General features: G+C 62.8%; 19 protein-coding genes and 1 tRNA gene. 17 read left to right on the top strand and 3 right to left on the bottom strand.

Going from position 1 to position 20,675, the window contains the following annotated elements; genetic code table 11:
* Nucleotides 1-56 precede the first annotated feature (56 nt).
* From HDG34_RS08940 to HDG34_RS08915, 6 genes are all read left to right on the top strand, one after another.
* A complete protein-coding gene (locus HDG34_RS08940) occupies nucleotides 57-1,820 on the top strand; it encodes an acetolactate synthase 3 catalytic subunit (protein WP_184028488.1) in 1,764 nt (587 codons plus the stop codon).
* Between the two features lie 124 nt (nucleotides 1,821-1,944).
* A complete protein-coding gene (ilvN, locus tag HDG34_RS08935; RefSeq protein WP_018420000.1) occupies nucleotides 1,945-2,436 on the top strand; it encodes an acetolactate synthase small subunit in 492 nt (163 codons plus the stop codon).
* A 106-nt stretch (nucleotides 2,437-2,542) separates the two neighbouring features.
* Nucleotides 2,543-3,559, top strand: coding sequence for a ketol-acid reductoisomerase (ilvC, locus tag HDG34_RS08930; protein ID WP_008920617.1), 1,017 nt, complete (start codon nucleotides 2,543-2,545; stop codon nucleotides 3,557-3,559).
* Between the two features lie 132 nt (nucleotides 3,560-3,691).
* Entirely contained in the window at nucleotides 3,692-4,330 is a 639-nt protein-coding gene (locus HDG34_RS08925; RefSeq protein WP_184059342.1) for a phosphatidylserine decarboxylase, read from the top strand.
* A gap of 24 nt (nucleotides 4,331-4,354) precedes the next feature.
* Nucleotides 4,355-5,227 (top strand): CDP-diacylglycerol--serine O-phosphatidyltransferase, encoded by an 873-nt coding sequence (gene pssA / locus HDG34_RS08920; protein ID WP_184059340.1) that lies wholly within the window; start codon nucleotides 4,355-4,357, stop codon nucleotides 5,225-5,227.
* A gap of 368 nt (nucleotides 5,228-5,595) precedes the next feature.
* The gene (locus HDG34_RS08915; protein ID WP_018420003.1) at nucleotides 5,596-7,143 is read left to right on the top strand and encodes a 2-isopropylmalate synthase; all 1,548 of its coding nucleotides are present in this window, start codon (nucleotides 5,596-5,598) and stop codon (nucleotides 7,141-7,143) included.
* A 126-nt stretch (nucleotides 7,144-7,269) separates the two neighbouring features.
* On the opposite strand, the gene HDG34_RS08910 is transcribed toward HDG34_RS08915, so the two are convergent.
* The 3 genes from HDG34_RS08910 to HDG34_RS08900 form a co-directional block, all read right to left on the bottom strand.
* A complete protein-coding gene (locus tag HDG34_RS08910; protein WP_184059338.1) occupies nucleotides 7,270-8,832 on the bottom strand; it encodes a SulP family inorganic anion transporter in 1,563 nt (520 codons plus the stop codon).
* Between the two features lie 109 nt (nucleotides 8,833-8,941).
* A complete protein-coding gene (locus tag HDG34_RS08905; RefSeq protein ID WP_184059336.1) occupies nucleotides 8,942-9,577 on the bottom strand; it encodes a carbonic anhydrase in 636 nt (211 codons plus the stop codon).
* A 226-nt stretch (nucleotides 9,578-9,803) separates the two neighbouring features.
* Entirely contained in the window at nucleotides 9,804-10,355 is a 552-nt protein-coding gene (locus tag HDG34_RS08900) for a hypothetical protein (protein ID WP_184059334.1), read from the bottom strand.
* 187 nt (nucleotides 10,356-10,542) lie between these two features.
* On the opposite strand from HDG34_RS08900, the gene HDG34_RS08895 reads away from it, so the two are divergent.
* From HDG34_RS08895 to HDG34_RS08845, 11 genes are all read left to right on the top strand, one after another.
* Nucleotides 10,543-11,967 (top strand): branched-chain amino acid ABC transporter substrate-binding protein, encoded by a 1,425-nt coding sequence (locus tag HDG34_RS08895; RefSeq protein ID WP_184059332.1) that lies wholly within the window; start codon nucleotides 10,543-10,545, stop codon nucleotides 11,965-11,967.
* 204 nt (nucleotides 11,968-12,171) lie between these two features.
* Nucleotides 12,172-12,444 (top strand): 30S ribosomal protein S15, encoded by a 273-nt coding sequence (gene rpsO / locus HDG34_RS08890; protein ID WP_008920609.1) that lies wholly within the window; start codon nucleotides 12,172-12,174, stop codon nucleotides 12,442-12,444.
* Nucleotides 12,445-12,792: 348 nt separating this feature from the next.
* Complete coding sequence (gene pnp, locus HDG34_RS08885) at nucleotides 12,793-14,928, top strand: polyribonucleotide nucleotidyltransferase (RefSeq protein WP_176078899.1); 2,136 nt, start codon at nucleotides 12,793-12,795, stop codon at nucleotides 14,926-14,928.
* 150 nt (nucleotides 14,929-15,078) lie between these two features.
* On the top strand, nucleotides 15,079-16,095 hold the full coding sequence (locus tag HDG34_RS08880) for an NAD(P)H-quinone oxidoreductase (protein WP_090803759.1): 1,017 nt from the start codon (nucleotides 15,079-15,081) through the stop codon (nucleotides 16,093-16,095).
* Between the two features lie 165 nt (nucleotides 16,096-16,260).
* Nucleotides 16,261-17,037 (top strand): triose-phosphate isomerase, encoded by a 777-nt coding sequence (tpiA, locus tag HDG34_RS08875; RefSeq protein ID WP_184059330.1) that lies wholly within the window; start codon nucleotides 16,261-16,263, stop codon nucleotides 17,035-17,037.
* A gap of 82 nt (nucleotides 17,038-17,119) precedes the next feature.
* Nucleotides 17,120-17,497, top strand: a complete 378-nt coding sequence (gene secG / locus HDG34_RS08870) for a preprotein translocase subunit SecG (RefSeq protein ID WP_184059328.1) — start codon at nucleotides 17,120-17,122, stop codon at nucleotides 17,495-17,497.
* Between the two features lie 112 nt (nucleotides 17,498-17,609).
* Nucleotides 17,610-17,694: transfer RNA gene (locus HDG34_RS08865), tRNA-Leu, on the top strand.
* A 158-nt stretch (nucleotides 17,695-17,852) separates the two neighbouring features.
* On the top strand, nucleotides 17,853-18,212 hold the full coding sequence (locus HDG34_RS08860) for an NADH-quinone oxidoreductase subunit A (protein WP_184059326.1): 360 nt from the start codon (nucleotides 17,853-17,855) through the stop codon (nucleotides 18,210-18,212).
* A gap of 62 nt (nucleotides 18,213-18,274) precedes the next feature.
* The gene (locus HDG34_RS08855; RefSeq protein WP_006052903.1) at nucleotides 18,275-18,754 is read left to right on the top strand and encodes an NADH-quinone oxidoreductase subunit B family protein; all 480 of its coding nucleotides are present in this window, start codon (nucleotides 18,275-18,277) and stop codon (nucleotides 18,752-18,754) included.
* 20 nt (nucleotides 18,755-18,774) lie between these two features.
* Nucleotides 18,775-19,377, top strand: a complete 603-nt coding sequence (locus HDG34_RS08850) for an NADH-quinone oxidoreductase subunit C (RefSeq protein WP_090803764.1) — start codon at nucleotides 18,775-18,777, stop codon at nucleotides 19,375-19,377.
* A gap of 9 nt (nucleotides 19,378-19,386) precedes the next feature.
* Nucleotides 19,387-20,640, top strand: coding sequence for an NADH-quinone oxidoreductase subunit D (locus HDG34_RS08845; RefSeq protein ID WP_184059324.1), 1,254 nt, complete (start codon nucleotides 19,387-19,389; stop codon nucleotides 20,638-20,640).
* The last annotated feature ends 35 nt before the right edge of the window (nucleotides 20,641-20,675 follow it).

Genomic DNA, 20,675 nt, shown 5'->3' with positions numbered 1-20,675 from the left:
AAGCCCGGCAGAGAGCACCCGATCAATTTTTTGCCGAAAATTCGAAAGGTGAATCAATGAATATGCCCAGCGCGGAATTCTCCACGTCGGATACTACCCCCCATCACGAAGCAGACTCTATCGGCGCCACCGTGCTCATGAAGGCACTGGCCGACGAAGACGTCGAGTTCATCTGGGGCTATCCCGGCGGCTCGGTACTCTACATTTACGACGAGCTGTACAAGCAGGACAAGTTCCAGCATGTGCTCGTGCGCCACGAGCAGGCCGCCGTGCATGCCGCGGACGCCTACGCGCGCTCCACCGGCAAGGTCGGCGTGTGTCTCGTGACCTCCGGTCCCGGCGTCACCAACGCGGTGACCGGCATCGCGACCGCCTATATGGATTCGATCCCGTTGGTCGTGATCAGCGGCCAGGTGCCGACTGCCGCGATCGGTCAGGATGCATTCCAGGAATGCGACACGGTCGGCATCACGCGTCCCTGCGTGAAGCACAACTTCCTCGTGAAGGACGTGCGCGATCTCGCCGCCACGGTCAAGAAAGCTTTCTACATCGCCCGTACCGGCCGTCCCGGCCCAGTGCTGATCGACATTCCGAAGGACGTGTCGAAGACGCCGTGCCAATACGAGCCGATCAAGAGCGTTTCGCTGCGCTCATACAACCCGGTCACGAAGGGCCACTCCGGTCAGATCCGCAAGGCGGTGTCGCTGCTGCTGTCGGCGAAGCGTCCGTATATCTACACCGGCGGCGGCATCGTGCTCGCGGATGCGTCGCGTGAATTGAACCAGTTCGCCGATCTGCTCGGCTATCCGGTCACCAATACGCTAATGGGTCTGGGCGGCTACCGCTCGAGCGACAAGAAATTCCTCGGCATGCTCGGCATGCACGGCACGTACGAAGCCAATATGGCGATGCAGCACTGCGACGTGCTGATCGCGATCGGCGCGCGCTTCGACGACCGCGTGATCGGCGATCCGAGCCACTTCGCGTCGCGGCCGCGCAAGATCATCCATATCGACATCGATCCCTCTTCCATTTCCAAGCGCGTCAAGGTCGACATTCCGATCGTCGGCGACGTGAAGGAAGTGCTGAAGGAACTGATCGAGCAGTTGCAGACGGCCGAGCATGGGCCCGACGCAGCGGCGCTCGCCGACTGGTGGAAGGACATCGAAGGCTGGCGCGCGAAAGATTGCCTGAAGTTCGACCGCAAGAGCGACATCATCAAGCCGCAGTACGTGGTCGAAAAGGCGTGGGAGCTGACCGACGGTAACGCGTTCGTGTGCTCCGACGTCGGCCAGCACCAGATGTGGGCCGCGCAGTTCTACAAGTTCAACAAGCCGCGTCGCTGGATCAATTCCGGTGGCCTCGGCACGATGGGCTTCGGCTTACCGGCCGCGATGGGCGTGAAGATGGCCCATCCGGACGACGACGTGCTGTGCATCACGGGCGAAGGCTCGATCCAGATGTGTATCCAGGAGCTGTCGACCTGCAAGCAGTACGACCTGCCGATCAAGATTATTTCGCTGAATAACCGCTATCTGGGCATGGTGCGCCAGTGGCAGCAGATCGAATACAGCAAACGCTATTCGCATTCGTACATGGATGCGCTGCCGGACTTCGTGAAGCTCGCCGAAGCGTACGGACACGTGGGCATGCGCATCGAGCGCACGGCCGATGTGGAACCTGCGCTGAAGGAAGCGCTGCGCCTGAAGGATCGCACGGTGTTTCTCGACTTCCAGACCGATCCGACCGAAAACGTCTGGCCGATGGTTCAGGCCGGCAAGGGCATCACCGAGATGCTCATGGGTTCGGAAGATCTTTAACGACGGGGCGTCTGGATAACTCCAGCGCCGGCTTCGTGATGCGCGCCTTCAAAAAAGGCGAGGGCAGACGAAGCGGCGCCGCTCCGCTCGCAGACATCGACAAAACATCTGGAAGAAGCGAAACATGAGACACATCATTTCCGTCCTGCTGGAAAACGAACCAGGCGCGCTGTCGCGCGTGGTGGGTCTGTTCTCCGCACGCGGCTACAACATTGAAACCTTGACGGTGGCTCCGACCGAAGACCGTTCGCTGTCGCGCATGACCATCGTCTCCGTTGGCTCGGACGACGTGATCGAACAGATCACGAAGCATCTGAACCGCCTGATCGAGGTGGTGAAAGTGGTCGACCTTACCGAGGGCGCCCACATCGAACGCGAGCTGATGCTGATCAAGGTGAGGGCGGTCGGCAAGGAACGTGAGGAGATGAAGCGGATGGCGGACATTTTCCGCGGCCGCATCATCGACGTCACCGAAAAGACCTACACGATCGAATTGACGGGGGCGAGCGACAAGCTCGACGCCTTCATCGAGGGGCTCGATTCCACGGCGATTCTCGAGACGGTCCGCACGGGCAGTTCGGGCATCGGTCGCGGCGAGCGCATTCTGAAGGTCTGACGTCGCGTTTCGCAAGGCCGGGCAACGCGGTATCGCCCGGCTGGCAATAACAACATTCGCAGTACCTGAATTTCTCTGAATCATCGAATCTAGCCAAGGAACCGACATGAAAGTTTTCTACGACAAGGACGCCGATCTCTCCCTCATCAAGGGCAAGCAGGTCACCATCATCGGCTATGGCTCGCAAGGCCATGCGCACGCGCTGAACCTGAAGGAAAGCGGCGTGAACATCACGGTCGGTCTGCGCAAGGGCGGCGCATCATGGAGCAAGGCTGAAAACGCCGGCCTGCAAGTCAAGGAAGTCGCGGAAGCGGTGAAGGGCGCGGACGTCGTCATGATGCTGCTGCCGGACGAGCAGATCGCCGACGTGTACGCGAAGGAAGTCCACGCGAACATCAAGCAGGGCGCAGCGCTCGCGTTCGCGCACGGCTTCAACGTTCACTACGGCCAGGTGATCCCGCGTGCCGACCTCGACGTCATCATGATCGCGCCGAAGGCGCCGGGCCACACGGTTCGCGGCACCTACTCCCAAGGTGGCGGCGTGCCGCATCTGATCGCGGTTGCGCAGGACAAGTCGGGCGCGGCGCGCGACATCGCGCTGTCGTACGCAGCGGCTAACGGCGGCGGCCGGGCCGGCATCATCGAAACGAACTTCCGCGAAGAAACCGAAACCGACCTGTTCGGCGAGCAGGCTGTGCTGTGCGGCGGTACCGTCGACCTGATCAAGGCCGGCTTCGAAACGCTGGTCGAAGCGGGTTACGCGCCGGAAATGGCGTACTTCGAGTGCCTGCACGAACTGAAGCTGATCGTCGACCTGATCTACGAAGGCGGCATCGCGAACATGAACTACTCGATCTCGAACAACGCCGAGTACGGCGAGTACGTGACGGGGCCGCGCATCGTGACCGCTGAAACGAAGAAGGCGATGAAGGCCGTGCTGACCGACATCCAGACCGGCGAATACGCGAAGAGCTTCATCATCGAGAACAAGGCTGGCGCACCGACGCTGCAATCGCGTCGCCGTCTGACGGCCGAGCACCAGATCGAGCAGGTTGGCTCGAAGCTGCGCGCGATGATGCCGTGGATCGCGAAGAACAAGCTCGTCGACCAGTCGAAGAACTAAGCGTCTCGACGTAACGAGGTTCGGCGCGGCGCTTCGGTGCGGCGGCCGGACCAGTCAAAAAGCCGTCCAAGGGTGCTGAACCCTGGGCGGCTTTTGCTATCCTACGGTTTTACAAAAACACAGAAGCCATCCATGAATTACCCTCATCCGATCATCGCGCGAGAAGGCTGGCCGTTCATCGCCATCGCGGCCGTCGTTGCATTACTGGTTCACGCCTTCGGGGGGTTCGGCTTTGCGTGGCTCTTCTGGCTGATCCTGATCTTCATCGTGCAGTTTTTCCGCGACCCGGCGCGTCCGATTCCGACGCAGGCCAACGCGGTGCTGTGTCCGGCCGACGGTCGTATCGTCGCGGTAGAAACCGCGCATGATCCTTATGCGAATCGCGAAGCGCTGAAGATCAGCGTGTTCATGAACGTATTCAACGTGCACTCGCAGCGCTCGCCCGTCGACGGTGCGATCTCGAAAGTCGAATACTTTCCTGGCGCCTATCTGAACGCGGCGGTCGATAAAGCCTCGCTCGAAAACGAGCGCAACGCGGTCGTGATCGAAATGGCCGGCGGCCAGACGGTCACGTCGGTGCAGATTGCCGGGCTGATCGCGCGGCGGATTCTTTGCTACGTCCGTGCAGGCGAGCCGCTGACCCGCGGCCAGCGTTACGGATTCATCCGCTTCGGTTCGCGCGTCGACGTGTATTTGCCGGTGGGCAGCCGTCCGCGCGTGTCGATCGGCGAGAAGGTGTCGGCGTCGTCCACGATCCTCGCCGAGCTGTAAAGCGGCATACAGGAGGTTGTCCGAATGGCCGCATTCAAACCGCGTCGACCCCGCAGCAGTGGACCGCTGCCGCGGCCGTTTCGTCGCAACAAGCCGCCGGTGGTCACGGAGTCGCCGGTCGCCGACAGCCGGCGCGCGCAGCGTCAGCAGTTCCTCAGAAAACGCGGCATCTACCTGCTGCCGAACGCATTCACCACGGCCGCGCTGTTCTGCGGCTTCTTCGCCGTCGTGCAGGCGATGAACGTGCGCTTCGAGATCGCGGCGATCGCGATCTTCGTCGCGATGGTGCTCGATGGCATGGACGGTCGCGTCGCGCGCATGACGCATACGCAAAGCGCGTTCGGCGAGCAGTTCGACAGCCTGTCGGACATGGTGTCGTTCGGTGTTGCGCCCGCGCTCGTGATGTACGAGTGGATCCTGAAGGACCTCGGCCGGTGGGGCTGGCTCGCGGCGTTCGTCTATTGTTCCGGCGCGGCGCTACGGCTCGCGCGTTTCAACACGAATATCGGCGTGGTCGACAAGCGTTTTTTCCAGGGCATGCCGAGCCCGGCCGCGGCGGCACTGATCGCCGGTTTCGTGTGGCTCGCCACCGACAACCGCGTGCCGCTGAAGCTCGTCTGGCTGCCGTGGGTCGCCTTCGTGCTGACCATCTACGCGGGCGTGACGATGGTGTCGAACGCGCCGTTCTATAGCGGCAAGGCGCTCGACGTACGGCATCGCGTGCCGTTCGGCGTGATCCTGCTGGTGGTGGTCGCCTTCGTGCTCGTGTCGTCCGATCCGCCGTTGATGCTGTTCGGTCTGTTCGTGCTGTACGGTCTGTCCGGCTACGTGTTCTGGGCGTATCAGGCGGTGCGCGGCCGGGCCAATCCGGCGCGTTCGATATCGCACGACCGTTGAGGATTTGAACCGCGCTGCATCGCAGCGGCGTACGAAAAACGGCAGCCTGCAGGCTGCCGTTTTTCGTTGATTGGTGCCGTGACGCGGTCGCTTCGGACAGCGCCGCAGGCCGCCCCGGCGCGCATTGCGCGGTGGCTGGAATGCCGCTATAGTCGTCGGATCAGTGCGTGAGCGTGGCCGATTTTGCCGGGTCGGTGAGGCCGTTCGCTGCGCCGCGCCATCATGCTTCGTTCACGCCCTTATGCGTTTTTGCGTTCCGTCCGCACCGGCCGCGATCATCGTGATCGCCCCACCTTGCCAGCGGTGGCGCCCATCGTCCCATTCCAAAACCAAGTCCCACATCTGAACGACTCCCGAGGAGGCCCGACATGTCCGACAAACTGATCATTTTCGACACCACGCTGCGTGACGGCGAGCAATCGCCCGGCGCGTCGATGACGAAGGAAGAGAAGATCCGCATCGCCAGGCAACTCGAACGGATGAAAGTCGACGTGATCGAAGCGGGCTTCGCGGCCAGCTCGAACGGCGACTTCGACGCGATCCATACGATCGCCGGCCTCGTGAAGGACAGCACGATCTGCTCGCTTGCGCGCGCGAACGACAAGGACATACAGAAGGCCGCCGACGCACTGAAGCCGGCCGATCATTTCCGCATCCACACGTTCATCGCAACGTCGCCACTGCACATGGAGAAGAAGCTGCGGATGACGCCCGAGCAGGTATTCGAGCAGGCCAGGCTTGCGGTGCGTTTCGCGCGCAAGTTCACCGACGACGTCGAATTCTCGCCGGAAGACGGCAGCCGCTCGGATTTGGACTTCCTGTGCCGTGTGCTGGAAGCGGTGATCGCCGAAGGCGCGACCACGATCAACATCGCGGACACCGTCGGCTACGGCGTGCCGGAACTCTATGGCCAACTCGTGAAGACGCTGCGCGAGCGCATTCCCAACTCGCACAAGGCGGTGTTCTCCGTGCATTGCCACAATGACCTCGGCATGGCGGTCGCGAATTCGCTCGCCGGCGTGCAGATTGGCGGCGCGCGCCAGGTCGAATGCACGATCAACGGTCTCGGCGAGCGCGCGGGCAATACGTCGCTCGAAGAAATCGTAATGGCGGTGAAGACCCGCAAGGATTACTTCGGACTCGACGTCGGCCTCGACACGACTCAGATCGTGCCGGCCTCGAAGCTCGTGTCGCAGATCACTGGCTTCGTCGTGCAGCCGAACAAGGCCGTGGTCGGCGCGAACGCTTTCGCGCACGCGTCGGGCATCCATCAGGATGGCGTGCTGAAGGCGCGCGATACTTACGAAATCATGCGCGCGGAAGACGTGGGTTGGGCCGCGAACAAGATCGTGCTCGGCAAGCTGTCGGGCCGCAATGCGTTCAAACAGCGTCTGCAGGAGCTTGGCATCGCGCTCGACAGCGAAGCCGAACTGAACACCGCGTTCGCGCGCTTCAAGGAACTCGCCGATCGCAAGGCGGAGATCTTCGACGAAGACATCATCGCCATCGTCAACGAGGAATCGGCGGAAGCGCACGAGAAGGAGCACTACAAGTTTCTGTCGATGTCGCAGCATTCCGAAACCGGCGAGCAGCCGCACGCGAAGGTCGTGTTCTCGGTAGAGGGTAAAGAGATCACCGGCGAAGCGCGCGGCAACGGACCGGTCGACGCCACCCTCAACGCGATCGAAACGGAAGTGGGCAGCGGCTCCGAACTGCTGCTGTACTCGGTCAACGCGATCACGACCGGCACGCAGGCGCAGGGCGAAGTGACCGTGCGGTTGTCGAAGAGCGGGCGCATCGTCAACGGCACGGGCACTGATCCGGATATCGTCGCGGCATCCGCGAAGGCATATTTTTCGGCGCTCAACAAGCTGTATTCGAATGCGGACAAGGTGAATCCGCAGCGCTCGGAGTAACGCGAGCATGGCGCGCCGGTAGCGCGCGATCGCTTGTGTGAATCGGAGGAGAAGCCCCGTGGTGCTCGGCACACGGGGCTTTTTTCTGCCGTCATCGCGCAGCTGCGGCGGCGCGATATGACGAAACTACTCCGCCGTGGTGCGCCGCAGCGACCAGCCGCGCGTTGCGCGGGCCTGCTCGCGGACTTGAAATCTGACGTCGACGGTAATCCCACGGCGAGGCGCATCGGCGACGAACGCGTCCAGCAGTTCGCGCACGTCGTGATCGACGAAATCGGCGCGTGTCGCATCGACGATAACGGTGGCGCCATCCGGAATCTGCTGCAGATAGTGCTTGAGCGGCACCTTACCGAGAAACGACACGTCCTTGCGAAACGACAGCAGGTAGTGATCGCCATGCTGCGCGAGCACGATCGGGCCGCGCAGGTTTGCGTACAGCGCAAACAGCATGCTGCACAGGATGCCGAGCACGATACCGATCAGCAGATCGGTGACGAGCACACCGACGACTGTGACGATAAATGGTGCGAACGGCGCGAATCCCTGCCGCGCGAGCCCGGCGAACAACGACGGCTTGGCGAGTTTGAACCCGGTGAAGATCAGGATCGCGGCAAGGCAGGCGAGCGGGATCAGGTTGATCACGCTCGTGAGCGCGAACACGCTGACGAGAAGCAACACGCCGTGAACGATCGCCGAGAGTCGGCTTTTTGCACCGGCATGGACGTTCGCGGAGCTACGCACGATCACCGCGGTGATCGGCAGGCCGCCGATCGCACCCGCGATCAGATTGCCCACGCCCTGCGCCTTCAGCTCGCGATCGGGAGGCGCGCGGCGGCGCTCCGGATCGATCTGTTCGACCGCTTCGAGGCTCAGTAGCGTTTCGAGACTTGCGAGGATGGCGATCGTGATCGCAACGCGCCATATGTCGGGATTGACGAGCTGGGCGAACCGTGGGCCGAAGTCGGCCGACGCGAGCACGGCCTGCAGTGCCGCGAACGATTCCAGCGACGGCAACGCGACCCGCCCTTCGGCGGGCGGCGCCAACGATGGCGCGACGAGATTGAGGGCGAGCGTCGCGCCGATGCCGAGCAGCACCACCGCGAGCGGCGCGGGCATGATGCGCACGACAGCGAAGCGGCGCAGCGCGCGCGTTTCCCAGCCGGCGAGGATCGCGAGCGACAGCAGTGTGATCAGCACGGCGGTCGGTGAGATTGGGCCGAGCGGCGTTGCGACCGCCGCCGCCGACTGGCCGGAGTCGGCGGTGCCGGACAGCCCCAGCGCAACGGGAAACTGCTTGAGGATCAACAGCACGCCGATGGCCGCGAGCATCCCCTTGATCACCGGCGACGGCACGTAGGCGGCGAACCGGCCGGCCTTGAGCATGCCGAAGCCGAACTGGATGACGCCCGACAGCAGTACGGCCAGCAGGAAAGCGGAAAAGCCGCCAAGCCGTGCGATGCCGTCGACGACGATCACGACGAGGCCCGCGGCCGGGCCGCTCACGCTCAGACGCGAGCCGCTCAGCGCGGCAACCACGAGCCCGCCAATGATGCCGGACACCAGTCCGGCAAACGGGTCGACGCCCGATGCGTGAGCAATGCCGAGGCAAAGCGGCAGGGCCACCAGAAAAACGGCCGTTCCGGCGAGCACGTCGCTCTGGAGCGCGGAGAAAGAGGTTTGATTATCCATGGTGTCGAAGAGCGAGAGGTGGGACGATGGGCGACGAACAGGTATGGCCCGATGACGATTCCGCTGTCGGCTCCGTCCGCGGTTCGAATGGGACGGGCGACGCGCTTCGCTAGGCCGCGCTGTGCGCCGCGGTCGTGCAGGTCATCGCGTCGTCGGCGGTATAGCCGGAGGTGAGAACCTTGATGCGCCCGTCGTCGAGCGCAAAGATCCAGCCGTGCACGAGCGGCGCCGGCTCAGCCTCGTGCACGATCGGGCTCACCCGTAGCTGCCGCACCTGTTCGAGCACGTTCAGCTCGGCGAGGCGATTGACGCGATCCGGCTCGGTCGCCGCGCCGTCCAGCTCCGAGTGATGCGTTTTGGCGAGCGCGCAGAGCGGCGCGATACGGCGGTTCACATGGGGCAGCGCGGGGTCCGGCGGCAGCAGCGCGGCGCGCACGCCGCCGCAGCCATAGTGGCCGCAGACGATCACATGGCCGACCTTGAGCACCCGCACCGCGTATTCAAGGACGCTCGCGACGTTGTCGTCGCTGGGATGAAACAGGTTGGCGATGTTGCGATGGACGAACAGATCGCCTGGCTCGCAATGCGTGATCGTTTCGGCGGGCACGCGGCTGTCCGCGCAGCCGATCCAAAGAATGTGTGGATTCTGTCCGCGCATCAGGTCGCGAAAAAATGCCGGATTACGCGTCGCGGTTTCATGGGCCCACGCGACGTTGGCGACCAGCAGGTGTTTGGGTCGGTTCATCGTAGCAACTCCGTATGAGAGGCAATTGACCTGGCACCGGACCGAAACCGCGTCTGCACGTGATTGCGAGCCGGTGCCCGAACGGCGTTTACAATAACCTTTCTTTCGCAAAATTGTGGACGTAAACAGGATAAAATTCTGTTTTATGCTTAAACAATAAAAAAGCCGCCTATCGAAGGCGGCTTTTTTGAGATTTGGTGCTTCTTCCGAAGAGGGTGCTCAGTGCTCAGAACAGGTTGCGGCGGTCGGGGTCGTGCAGCGGGTCGGGGGTCTTCTGCGTGAGGCGCAAGATGCCCTGGTCATCGAAGTAGAAGTTGTACATCATGTACCAGACGTTGTCTTCGAGATAGCGATAGGTCCAGACTTCGCGCCTCATCAGCGGGAAGTACGACGTTTCGACCGGGCGGCCGAAGTTCACCAGCACGTCGCCGCGTGTCCATTTGCCGATCTCGGCGCGGTAGAACTCGTTGGGTTGCAGCACCTGGCGCATGTTGATGATCTTGCCGGCTGCGTTGATGTCGGCGGCGGTGGTGGTTTCGCCCATCGGTTGGGTCGGCCACATCAGACGCTTGCCGCCGTCGGGCAGATCATAGGTTTCGCGCGGCGGACCGAGACGCGCGATGACCGTCGATGCGTCCGCTCCCTGTTGATACTGCTGCCACGGCTGGGCGCAGCCGGCGAGCGCGAGCACGCTCAGGCAAACGAGCGCGGCGCGGCGCAGACTGGCGCCGGCCGGGGCTGTGATAGCAGCCGCCGTGGGGTGGTGGCGGTTCGGCATGTATTCCTCCGATGGCGTTTGAATAGCGGTTCTTATCATCGAAACACACCATTTTGACACGCGCTGTGGCGAAAGAACGGCGTTGCTTGAACGTACGTCGCCACCAAACGGTAACGGATGCGCCGGCTTGCCTATTCCGTGCGCGTCATCCTATGATCCGCGCTTCGAAGATTCAGAGCGGACGACCATGACGGCGATGTGGCGAGGGGCGGCGGCGGTTGCGCTGACGGCGATTTCGATGGCAGTGGCGGGAGTTGGCGTGGCTGAGGCGGCGAATCCGGCCTCGACGGGCGCGAGTCAGGCGTCCGCGCCGGGGACCGTTCCGCCCGCCGGCAAGCCGGGGAGCCGCGCGGCCACGCTGGCGGCAAGCCCGGCCGGTAATCACGCAAGCAAGTCCGCCAGCCTGCCGGCCGGCAAACTCACCGGCACGCCAATCCAGCTCGCGCTGATCGAAGGCATGTCCGGCCCGTTCGCGAACGCGGGCGCGGCGGTCGAGCGCAATCTGCGTTTCGGTGTCGAGCAGGTCAACGCGCACGGCGGCGTGGAACTCGCGGACGGCGCGCATCCGTTCGAACTCGTCGTGCTCGACAGCAAGGGCAGCACGGAGGAAGCGCTGACGCAATTGCGCGCGGCCGCGGATCGCCATATCGGCTACATCCTGCAGGGCAATAGCTCGGCGGTCGCCGCGGCGCTGATCGGCGCGATCGAGAAGCAGAACAGCCGCGAGCCGGACAACCGCGAACTGTTCCTCAACTACTCCGCCGACGACCCCGCGCTCACCAACGCGGACTGCAGCTTCTGGCACTTCCGCTTCGACGCGCACGCCGGCATGCGGATGGCCGCGCTCGCCGAGGTGATCGAGCGCGACAAGGCGGTGAAAAAGGTGTACCTGCTGAACCAGGATTACAGCTTCGGACACGACGTGAGCAGCCTCGCGCGTTCGACGCTCGCGGCGAAGCGTCCCGACATCGCGGTGGTCGGCGACGAATTTCACCCGATCGGCCGCGTGAAGGATTTCGCGCCGTACATCGCGAAGATCCGCGCGAGCGGCGCGGACGCCGTGATCACCGGCAACTGGGGCAACGACCTGACGCTGCTCGTGAAGGCGGCGCGCGAGCAGGGCCTCGACACGAAGTTCTACACGTTCTACGGTAACAGCCTCGGCGCGCCGGCCGCGCTTGGCGACGCAGGCGTGGGTCACGTGATCGCGGTGGCCGAGTGGCATCCGAATGTCGGTGGCGCGGCCTCCGACGCGTGGTACGCGGCGTTCCGCGCGCGCTTTCCGGCCGCCCAGGACGACTATCCGGTGCTGCGCATGCCACTGATGATCGAAACGCTCGCCGCCGCGATGAGCCGCGCCGGCAGCGCCGCTCCGACGGCGGTCGCGAAAGCGCTCGAGGGCATCCGCTTCGACAACGGTATTCACGCATCGTGGATGCGCGCCGATGACCATCAGCTGATCCAGCCCCTCTACGTGATGCAGATGGACAAAGCAGGCACACCCGGCGTGCATTTCGATAACGAAGGGTCGGGCTATGGCTTTCGCACGGTGCTGGCGATACCAGCCGAGCGCACACTATTGCCGACGGTCTGCCGGATGCGGCGCCCCTGAGCGCCCGCGAGCGACACTCAATCCGCCTTGCTGGCCCGGGGTTCGCGGCCGGAATCGGCTGTGCTACAATACGCGTCCCGTTGTTGGGCTGGGTTCTGATTCAGTTAATTCAGCCACGAACGGGACTCAGTAAATTGTGAAACGGGTATCCCACGGCACGGCCTTTCTTCCGTGACCGCCTGTCCAGTTATCAAGGAAATTGACATGTCCGCAGTTGAAGCAAGCAAGAAGTCCGAAGTCGTCGCGCAATTCGCACGCGCAGCCAACGACACCGGCTCCCCCGAAGTTCAGGTCGCGCTGCTCACGACCCGTATCAACGAACTGACCTCCCACTTCAAGGAGCACACGAAGGATCACCACAGCCGCCGCGGTCTGCTGCGCATGGTGAGCCGCCGTCGCAAGTTGCTCGACTACCTGAAGGGTAAGGACGCGGATCGTTACCGCAGCCTGATCGAGAAGCTGGGTCTGCGTAAGTAATCGGCCAGTCGTTCAGCAAGATGCCTGTGTCAGTTTCGCTGATACAGGCATTTTGTTTTTGCGCGGTGCGCTTCGTGTAACGCGCGCCGCCTGTGATCCGCGGCGTATGCCGGTTCGCGCGGCGTCTACGGGCAAGCGCAGTAGCAGTAGCAGAACAACAGCAGTAGAAGAAGCAGTAACAGGAAACAAGGCCGGGCTTCAGGGCGGAGTTTTGTGTCATTCCAGCGGTTCGCGCGCAGTCGCAGCACGTGGCTCTCTGGAATGGCATAGCACGACTCTTCCCATGCGGCGCCGGCTTGGCGTTGCCGCGCCGCTCCGGTCCGCGCGGCATTACGATGAGGAAAAGCAATGACTATGTTCAATAAGATCGTCAAAGAGTTTAAGTGGGGCCAGCACAACGTTCGCCTCGAAACCGGTGAAATCGCTCGCCAGGCGGGCGGCGCGGTGATCGTCGACGTCGAAGATACCGTGGTGCTCGCCACCGTGGTCGGCGCGAAGACCGCGAAGCCGGGCCAGGACTTCTTCCCCCTCACCGTCGATTACATCGAAAAGACTTACGCCGCCGGCAAGATCCCGGGTGGCTTCTTTCGTCGCGAAGGCCGTCCGTCGGAAGGCGAGACGCTGATCTCGCGCCTGATCGACCGTCCGCTGCGTCCGCTCTTCCCGGAAGGCTTCTACAACGAAGTGCAGGTCGTGATTCACGTGCTGTCGCTGAATCCGGAAATCCCCGCCGACATCCCTGCGCTGATCGGCGCCTCGGCGGCGCTCGCGGTGTCCGGTCTGCCGTTCAACGGCCCGGTCGGCGCGGCGCGCGTGGCCTATATCAACAACGAATACGTGCTGAACCCGACGCGTCCGCAGATGAAGGAATCGGCACTCGACCTCGTCGTCGCCGGCACGGAACGCGCGGTGCTGATGGTCGAATCGGAAGCGCAGCAATTGAGCGAAGAAGTGATGCTCGGCGCCGTCGTGTTCGGTCACGAGCAGATGCAGACCGCGATCGACGCGATCCACGAACTCGTCCGGGAAGGCGGCAAGCCCGAGTGGGACTGGCAGCCCGCCGCAAAGAACGAAGCGCTGATCGCACGCGTGACCGAACTCGCGCAGGCCGATCTGCTCGCCGCTTACCAGATCCGCGACAAGCAGGCTCGCTCGACCAAGCTGAAGGAAGTCTACGCGGCGACCTCGGCGAAGCTCGAGGAAGAAGCGGCGGCAGCGGGCACCGTGGCGGCCGACAAGGCGTCGGTCGGCAACGTGCTGTTCGACATCGAAGCGAAGATCGTCCGTACGCAGATCCTGAACGGCGAGCCGCGTATCGACGGCCGCGACACGCGCACCGTGCGCCCGATCGAAATCCGCACCGGCGTGCTGCCGCGTACCCACGGCTCGGCGCTGTTCACGCGCGGCGAGACGCAGGCGATGGTGGTCGCGACGCTCGGCACGAAGGGCGACGAGCAAAACATCGACGCGCTCGAAGGCGAGTACCGCGAACGCTTCATGCTCCACTACAACATGCCTCCGTTCGCGACGGGCGAAACGGGCCGCGTCGGTTCGCCGAAGCGCCGTGAAATCGGTCACGGCCGTCTCGCCAAGCGCGCGCTCGTCGCGTGCCTGCCGAGCGCCGACGAGTTCGGCTACTCGATCCGCGTCGTGTCGGAAATCACCGAATCGAACGGTTCGTCGTCGATGGCTTCGGTGTGCGGCGGCTGCCTCGCGCTGATGGACGCCGGCGTGCCGATGAAGGCGCACGTCGCCGGTATCGCGATGGGCCTGATCCTCGAAGGTAATCGCTTCGCGGTGCTGACCGACATTCTCGGCGACGAAGATCACCTCGGCGACATGGACTTCAAGGTCGCGGGTACGGAACAAGGCGTGACCGCGCTGCAGATGGACATCAAGATTCAGGGCATCACGAAGGAAATCATGCAGGTCGCGCTCGCGCAGGCGAAGGAAGGCCGCATGCACATCCTCGGCAAGATGACCTCGGCCGTGGCCGGCGCGAACACCCAACTGTCGGAGTTCGCACCGCGCATGATCACGATCAAGATCAACCCGGAAAAGATTCGCGACGTGATCGGCAAGGGCGGCTCGGTGATCCGCGCGCTCACCGAAGAAACCGGCACGACGATCGACATTTCGGATGACGGCGTCGTCACGATCGCGAGCACGAACAGCGAAGGCATGGCCGAAGCGAAGCGTCGTATCGAAGCGATCACGATGGAAGTCGAAGTGGGCCAGGTGTACGAAGGCACCGTGCTCAAGCTGCTCGACTTCGGCGCGATCGTGAACATCCTGCCGGGTAAGGATGGTCTGCTGCATATCTCCGAGATCGCGAACGAGCGCATCAAGGACATCAACGACTATCTGAAGGATGGCCAGCAGGTGAAGGTCAAGGTCATCCAGACGGACGAGAAGGGTCGTGTGCGTCTGTCGGCGAAGGCATTGCTGAACGACGCGCCGCAAGGCGAGCCGACGCCGCAGTAAGGCGGTAGCGGACAAACGGCCGGCCGTGTCATGCGCGCCGGCCGTTTTTCATGCAGGATGGATTGCGTTGCGCATTCGAATCGCAGCGGTGCGCTACGGCAGACGGCGGCAACGGGTAGGTAACGCAATCCAATCTTGGAGTTGACGCAGATGAAAGCGATCGAAATCACTGAATTCGGTGCGCCGGAAGTCCTCAAGCTGGCGGAGCGTCCGACGCCGCAGCTCAAGGCTGGCGAGGTGCTGATCAAGGTGGCGGCATCCGGCATCAATCGTCCGGACGTGTTTCAGCGCAAGGGCGGCTATGCGCCGCCGCCGGGAGCGTCGGATCTGCCGGGGCTGGAGGTGGCGGGCGAGATCGTCGGCGGCACGATCGACGCGAAGAGCAACCCGTTTGGTCTGAAGATCGGCGATCGCGTGTGCGCGCTGCTCGCGGGCGGCGGCTACGCGGAATTTGCGGCCGCGCCGCTGCTGCAATGCCTGCCGGTGCCGACGGGGTTGTCGGATATCGAAGCGGCTTCGCTGCCCGAGACTTTTTTCACGGTGTGGAGCAACGTCTTCAATCGCGCGCAGCTCGGCCAGGGCGAGGGCGGTGCGAATGAAACGCTGCTCGTGCAGGGTGGTTCGAGCGGCATCGGCGTGACGGCGATCCAGATTGCGCACGCGCTCGGCTTCCGTGTGTTCGCGACCGCGGGTTCGGACGAAAAGTGCCGCGCGTGCGAAGCGCTCGGCGCCGAACGCGCGATCAACTACAGGACTGAAGATTTCGTCGAAGTCATCAAGTCGCTGACCAACGATCGTGGCGTCGACGTGATCCTCGACATGGTGGCAGGCAGCTACGTGCCGCGCGAATTGTCGGCTCTCGCCGACGGTGGCCGTATCGTACTAATTGCGCTGCTCGGCGGCGCGAAGGCGGAGCTGAACCTGAACGAAGTGTTGCGTCGCCGTCTGACGGTGACCGGTTCGACGCTGCGACCACGGCCGATCGAGTTCAAGGCGCAGATCGCCGCGCAACTGAAGGAGCGCGTGTGGCCGCATCTCGAAGCTGGGCGCATCAAGCCGGTCGTGCATCGCGTGTTTCCGGCCGCCCAGGCTGCCGACGCGCATGCGCTGATGGAAAGCGGCACGCACGTCGGCAAGATCGTGTTGACGTGGGGTCAGGAGGCTTGACGTCATCGGTTTGACCCGATCCACCCCACGCAGTAAAATTGCGCGTTTTGCGCGCGCCGGATCAATCCGACGGGCGGGCCGCGAGCGCAGGAACGAACTGCAGCGAGGCGCGAGCGAAGTCCGCCGGCAGCAGGCCGGACTGGCAAGACAGGACAATACGAGACGATGTCGAATCAACAACGAGCCAAACTGGTAGTCGGTAACTGGAAGATGCATGGGCGGCTCGCCGCGAACGCCGCGTTGCTGCAGGCAGTGGCACAGGGCGCCAGTGAATTGCCGGCCGACGTGCGCGTCGGTGTGTGCGTGCCGAGCCTCTATCTCGGGCAGACTCAGTCGCTGCTCGAAGGCAGCCCGGTCGTGTGGGGCGTGCAGGACGTGTCCGCGTTCACGCATGGCGCCTATACCGGCGAAGTGGCTGCGCCGATGGTGACGGACTTCGGCGCCACGTTTGCGATCGTCGGGCACTCGGAGCGCCGCGCGTATCACCGCGAAAGCGCCGAACTGGTCGCGGTGAAAGCGCAGCGTGTGCTCGAGGCGGGTTTGACGCCGATCGTGTGCGTCGGCGAAACGCTCGAAGAACGCGAAGCGGATTGCACCGAGCAGGTCGTCGGCGGTCAGCTCGACGAGGTGCTCGCGAAGCTGTCGGCTCAGGAAGCGGCTCGCCTCGTCGTCGCGTATGAGCCGGTGTGGGCAATTGGCACCGGCAAGAGCGCATCGGCGGCACAGGCGCAGGCCGTGCATGGGTTCCTGCGCGCACGTCTCGCGGCCAAGGGTGCGGCGGACGTGCCGTTGCTATACGGCGGCAGCGTTAAGCCGGACAACGCGGAAGAACTGTTCCGTCAGCTCGATATCGACGGCGGCCTGATCGGCGGCGCGTCGTTGAAAGATCAGGATTTCCTGGCGATCTGCAAGGCGGCCGCTGCGACCAGCGTAGCTGGTTAAGCTGGGCGTCTCGGCGAGGATGACTCCATTTCGCGCAACACACAGTGTGCGGCGCGGTTAAATAAAGACTCAGGTGAGTGTGATGCTGTATTTGAAAACATTGATTATCGTCGTTCAGTTGTTGTCGGCGTTCGGGGTCATCGGACTTGTGTTGCTGCAGCACGGCAAAGGTGCCGATATGGGCGCGGCTTTCGGCAGCGGCGCGTCGGGTAGCCTGTTCGGTGCGACGGGTTCGGCGAACTTCCTGTCGCGTACCACGGCAGTGCTCGCAGCGCTGTTCTTTGCCACGACACTGGCACTCACTTACCTTGGTGCGTATCACGTGAAGCCGTCGGCAGGCGTGCTGGGCGCGGCAGCTACTGCGCCGGTCGCGGCTTCGGCGCCGGCTGCGGGCTCGGCCCCGGTGGCGGCAGCGCCGGCTTCGCCTGCGTCGGTTCCGGCGACGGGCGTGCCGAAATAAATTTTCGGCGGACGTGGTCTTGTGCGTTGAACAATCTGCTTAAGCAAGTTACAATTCAAGTCTTGAAGCGATTCGCGGGTTTTGCAAGTTGTTTTCCCGGATTGCATATAGTGCCGACGTGGTGAAATTGGTAGACACGCTATCTTGAGGGGGTAGTGGCGAAAGCTGTGCGAGTTCGAGTCTCGCCGTCGGCACCAAATGTTATCTAAATGCCAGCCGTTTGCTTCGCTTCGGCTGGCATTTTCACTTCTGGCGTATCGCTGTACAGCTTACGTCATGCGCGTTGAGGAAGTGATTTCGCGTCAGGGGTGCTATGCTCCTGACGGCACTCAGAACCAACCGATTGAGGATTGTCTTGAACCTCGCAGCCTATTTCCCCGTTTTGCTGTTCCTTATTGTGGGCACCGGTTTAGGCGTAGCACTGGTCAGTATTGGCAAGCTCCTCGGTCCCAACAAGCCCGACACCGAGAAAAACGCACCGTACGAGTGCGGCTTCGAAGCATTCGAAGATGCGCGCATGAAATTCGACGTGCGCTACTACCTCGTCGCCATTCTCTTCATCATTTTCGACCTTGAGACCGCATTCCTGTTCCCGTGGGGCGTGGCGTTGCGTGACATCGGCTGGACTGGGTTCACGGCAATGATGATTTTCCTGCTCGAGTTCCTGCTTGGCTTTGCCTACATCTGGAAGAAGGGCGGCCTCGACTGGGAATGATGGATTAATCGCCGGTTTGCGTGGGTGGCCAGGCTTGCCGCCCCGTCTGGAGTGGAAAGCAAATGAGTATCGAAGGGGTCTTGAAGGAAGGGTTTGTCACCACTACGGCGGACAAACTGATCAACTGGACGCGCACCGGCTCGCTGTGGCCGATGACGTTCGGTCTTGCGTGCTGCGCGGTCGAGATGATGCATGCGGGCGCTGCCCGTTATGATCTCGACCGTTTCGGCGTGGTGTTTCGTCCGAGTCCGCGTCAGTCGGACGTGATGATCGTCGCCGGCACGCTGTGCAACAAGATGGCGCCCGCTCTGCGCAAGGTTTACGACCAGATGGCGGAGCCGCGGTGGGTGATCTCGATGGGCTCATGCGCGAACGGCGGTGGCTATTACCACTACTCATACTCGGTGGTGCGCGGCTGCGACCGGATCGTCCCGGTCGATGTGTACGTGCCGGGTTGTCCGCCCACGGCGGAAGCGCTGGTATACGGCGTGATCCAGCTGCAAGCCAAGATTCGCCGCACTAACACCATCGCCCGTCAATAAGGCCAACGCCTCCCCACAATATGGCAAGCAAACTCGAGACCCTGAAAGCGAACCTCGAGGCGGCCTTTGGCGGCCTCCTGTTGAGCGTGACCGAGTCGGTCGGTGAATTGACGATCGTCGTCAAGGCCGGCGACTACCTCAACGTGGCAAAGCGTCTGCGCGACGATCGCTCGCTCGGTTTCGAGCAGTGTGTCGACCTGTGCGGCGTCGATTATCAGACCTATGCCGAAGGCGCTTACGACGGCCCGCGTTTTGCGGCAGTGCTGCATCTGCTGTCGGTACAAAACAACTGGCGTCTGCGGCTGCGCGTGTTCGCGCCGGACGACGACATGCCGATCCTGCCGTCCGTCGTCGATATCTGGAATTCGGTCAACTGGTACGAGCGCGAAGCGTTCGACCTGTACGGCATCGTCTTCGAAGGCCACCCGGACCTGCGCCGCATTCTGACCGACTACGGTTTCATCGGTCATCCGTTCCGCAAGGATTTCCCGGTCTCCGGCTACGTCGAGATGCGTTACGACCCGGAAGAGAAGCGCGTCGTTTATCAGCCGGTGACGATCGAGCCGCGGGAAATCACGCCGCGCGTGATCCGCGAGGATCGCTATGGCGGTCTGAAACACTAAGAGAACGTCATGGCAGAGATCAAGAACTACACGCTCAACTTTGGTCCGCAGCACCCGGCAGCGCACGGTGTGTTGCGTCTCGTGCTCGAACTCGACGGCGAAGTGATCCAACGCGCCGATCCGCACATCGGTCTGCTGCATCGCGCGACTGAAAAGCTCGCCGAAAGCAAGACGTTCATCCAGTCGGTGCCGTACATGGACCGTCTCGACTACGTGTCGATGATGGCCAACGAGCACGGCTACGTGCTCGCCATTGAAAAGCTGCTCGGCATCGACGTGCCGCTGCGCGCGCAATACATTCGTGTGCTGTTCGACGAAGTCACGCGCGTGTTGAATCACCTGATGTGGATTGGCTCGCACGCGCTCGACGTCGGTGCGATGGCGGTGTTCCTGTATGCGTTCCGCGAGCGCGAAGACCTGATGGACGTGTACGAGGCGGTGTCGGGCGCGCGCATGCACGCGGCCTACTATCGCCCGGGCGGCGTCTATCGCGATCTGCCTGACGCAATGCCGCAATACAAGGCGTCGAAGATTCGCAATGCGAAGGCGTTGTCGAAGATGAACGAAAACCGTCAGGGTTCGCTGCTCGACTTCATCGACGACTTCTTTATGCGCTTCCCGAAGTGTGTCGACGAATACGAAACGCTGCTCACCGACAACCGGATCTGGAAGCAGCGTCTGGTTGGTATCGGCGTGGTCAGCCCGGAGCGCGCGCTGCAGCTCGGCATGACCGGCGCGATGCTGCGTGGCTCGGGGATCGAGTGGGATCTGCGCAAGAAGCAGCCGTATGAGGTTTATGACAAGCTCGACTTCGACATTCCGGTCGGCGTGAATGGCGACTGCTATGACCGCTATCTGGTGCGCGTCGAAGAAATGCGCCAGTCCACGCGTATCGCGAAACAGTGCATTGAGTGGCTGCGCAAAAATCCGGGCCCGGTAATGACGGACAATCACAAGGTTGCGCCGCCGTCGCGCGTCGGCATGAAGTCGAACATGGAAGATCTGATCCACCACTTCAAGCTGTTCACCGAAGGCTTCCATGTGCCCGAAGGCGAGGCGTATGCCGCAGTCGAACATCCGAAGGGCGAGTTCGGCATCTATCTGATCTCGGACGGCGCCAACAAGCCGTATCGTTTGAAGATCCGCGCCCCGGGCTATGCGCACCTGTCCGCGCTCGACGAAATGGCGCGCGGCCACATGATCGCCGACGCCGTGACGATCATCGGCACGCAGGACATCGTGTTCGGCGAAGTGGATCGCTAGGACGTATTCATCGACGCGCGTCTGCGGTCGTCGCA

This window comes from Paraburkholderia sp. HC6.4b (assembly GCF_014200875.1).
Classification (GTDB): Bacteria; Pseudomonadota; Gammaproteobacteria; order Burkholderiales; family Burkholderiaceae; genus Paraburkholderia; species Paraburkholderia tuberum.
The sequence above is the reverse complement of the archived record's forward strand: the minus strand, read 5'-3'. Positions and strand labels throughout refer to the sequence as shown.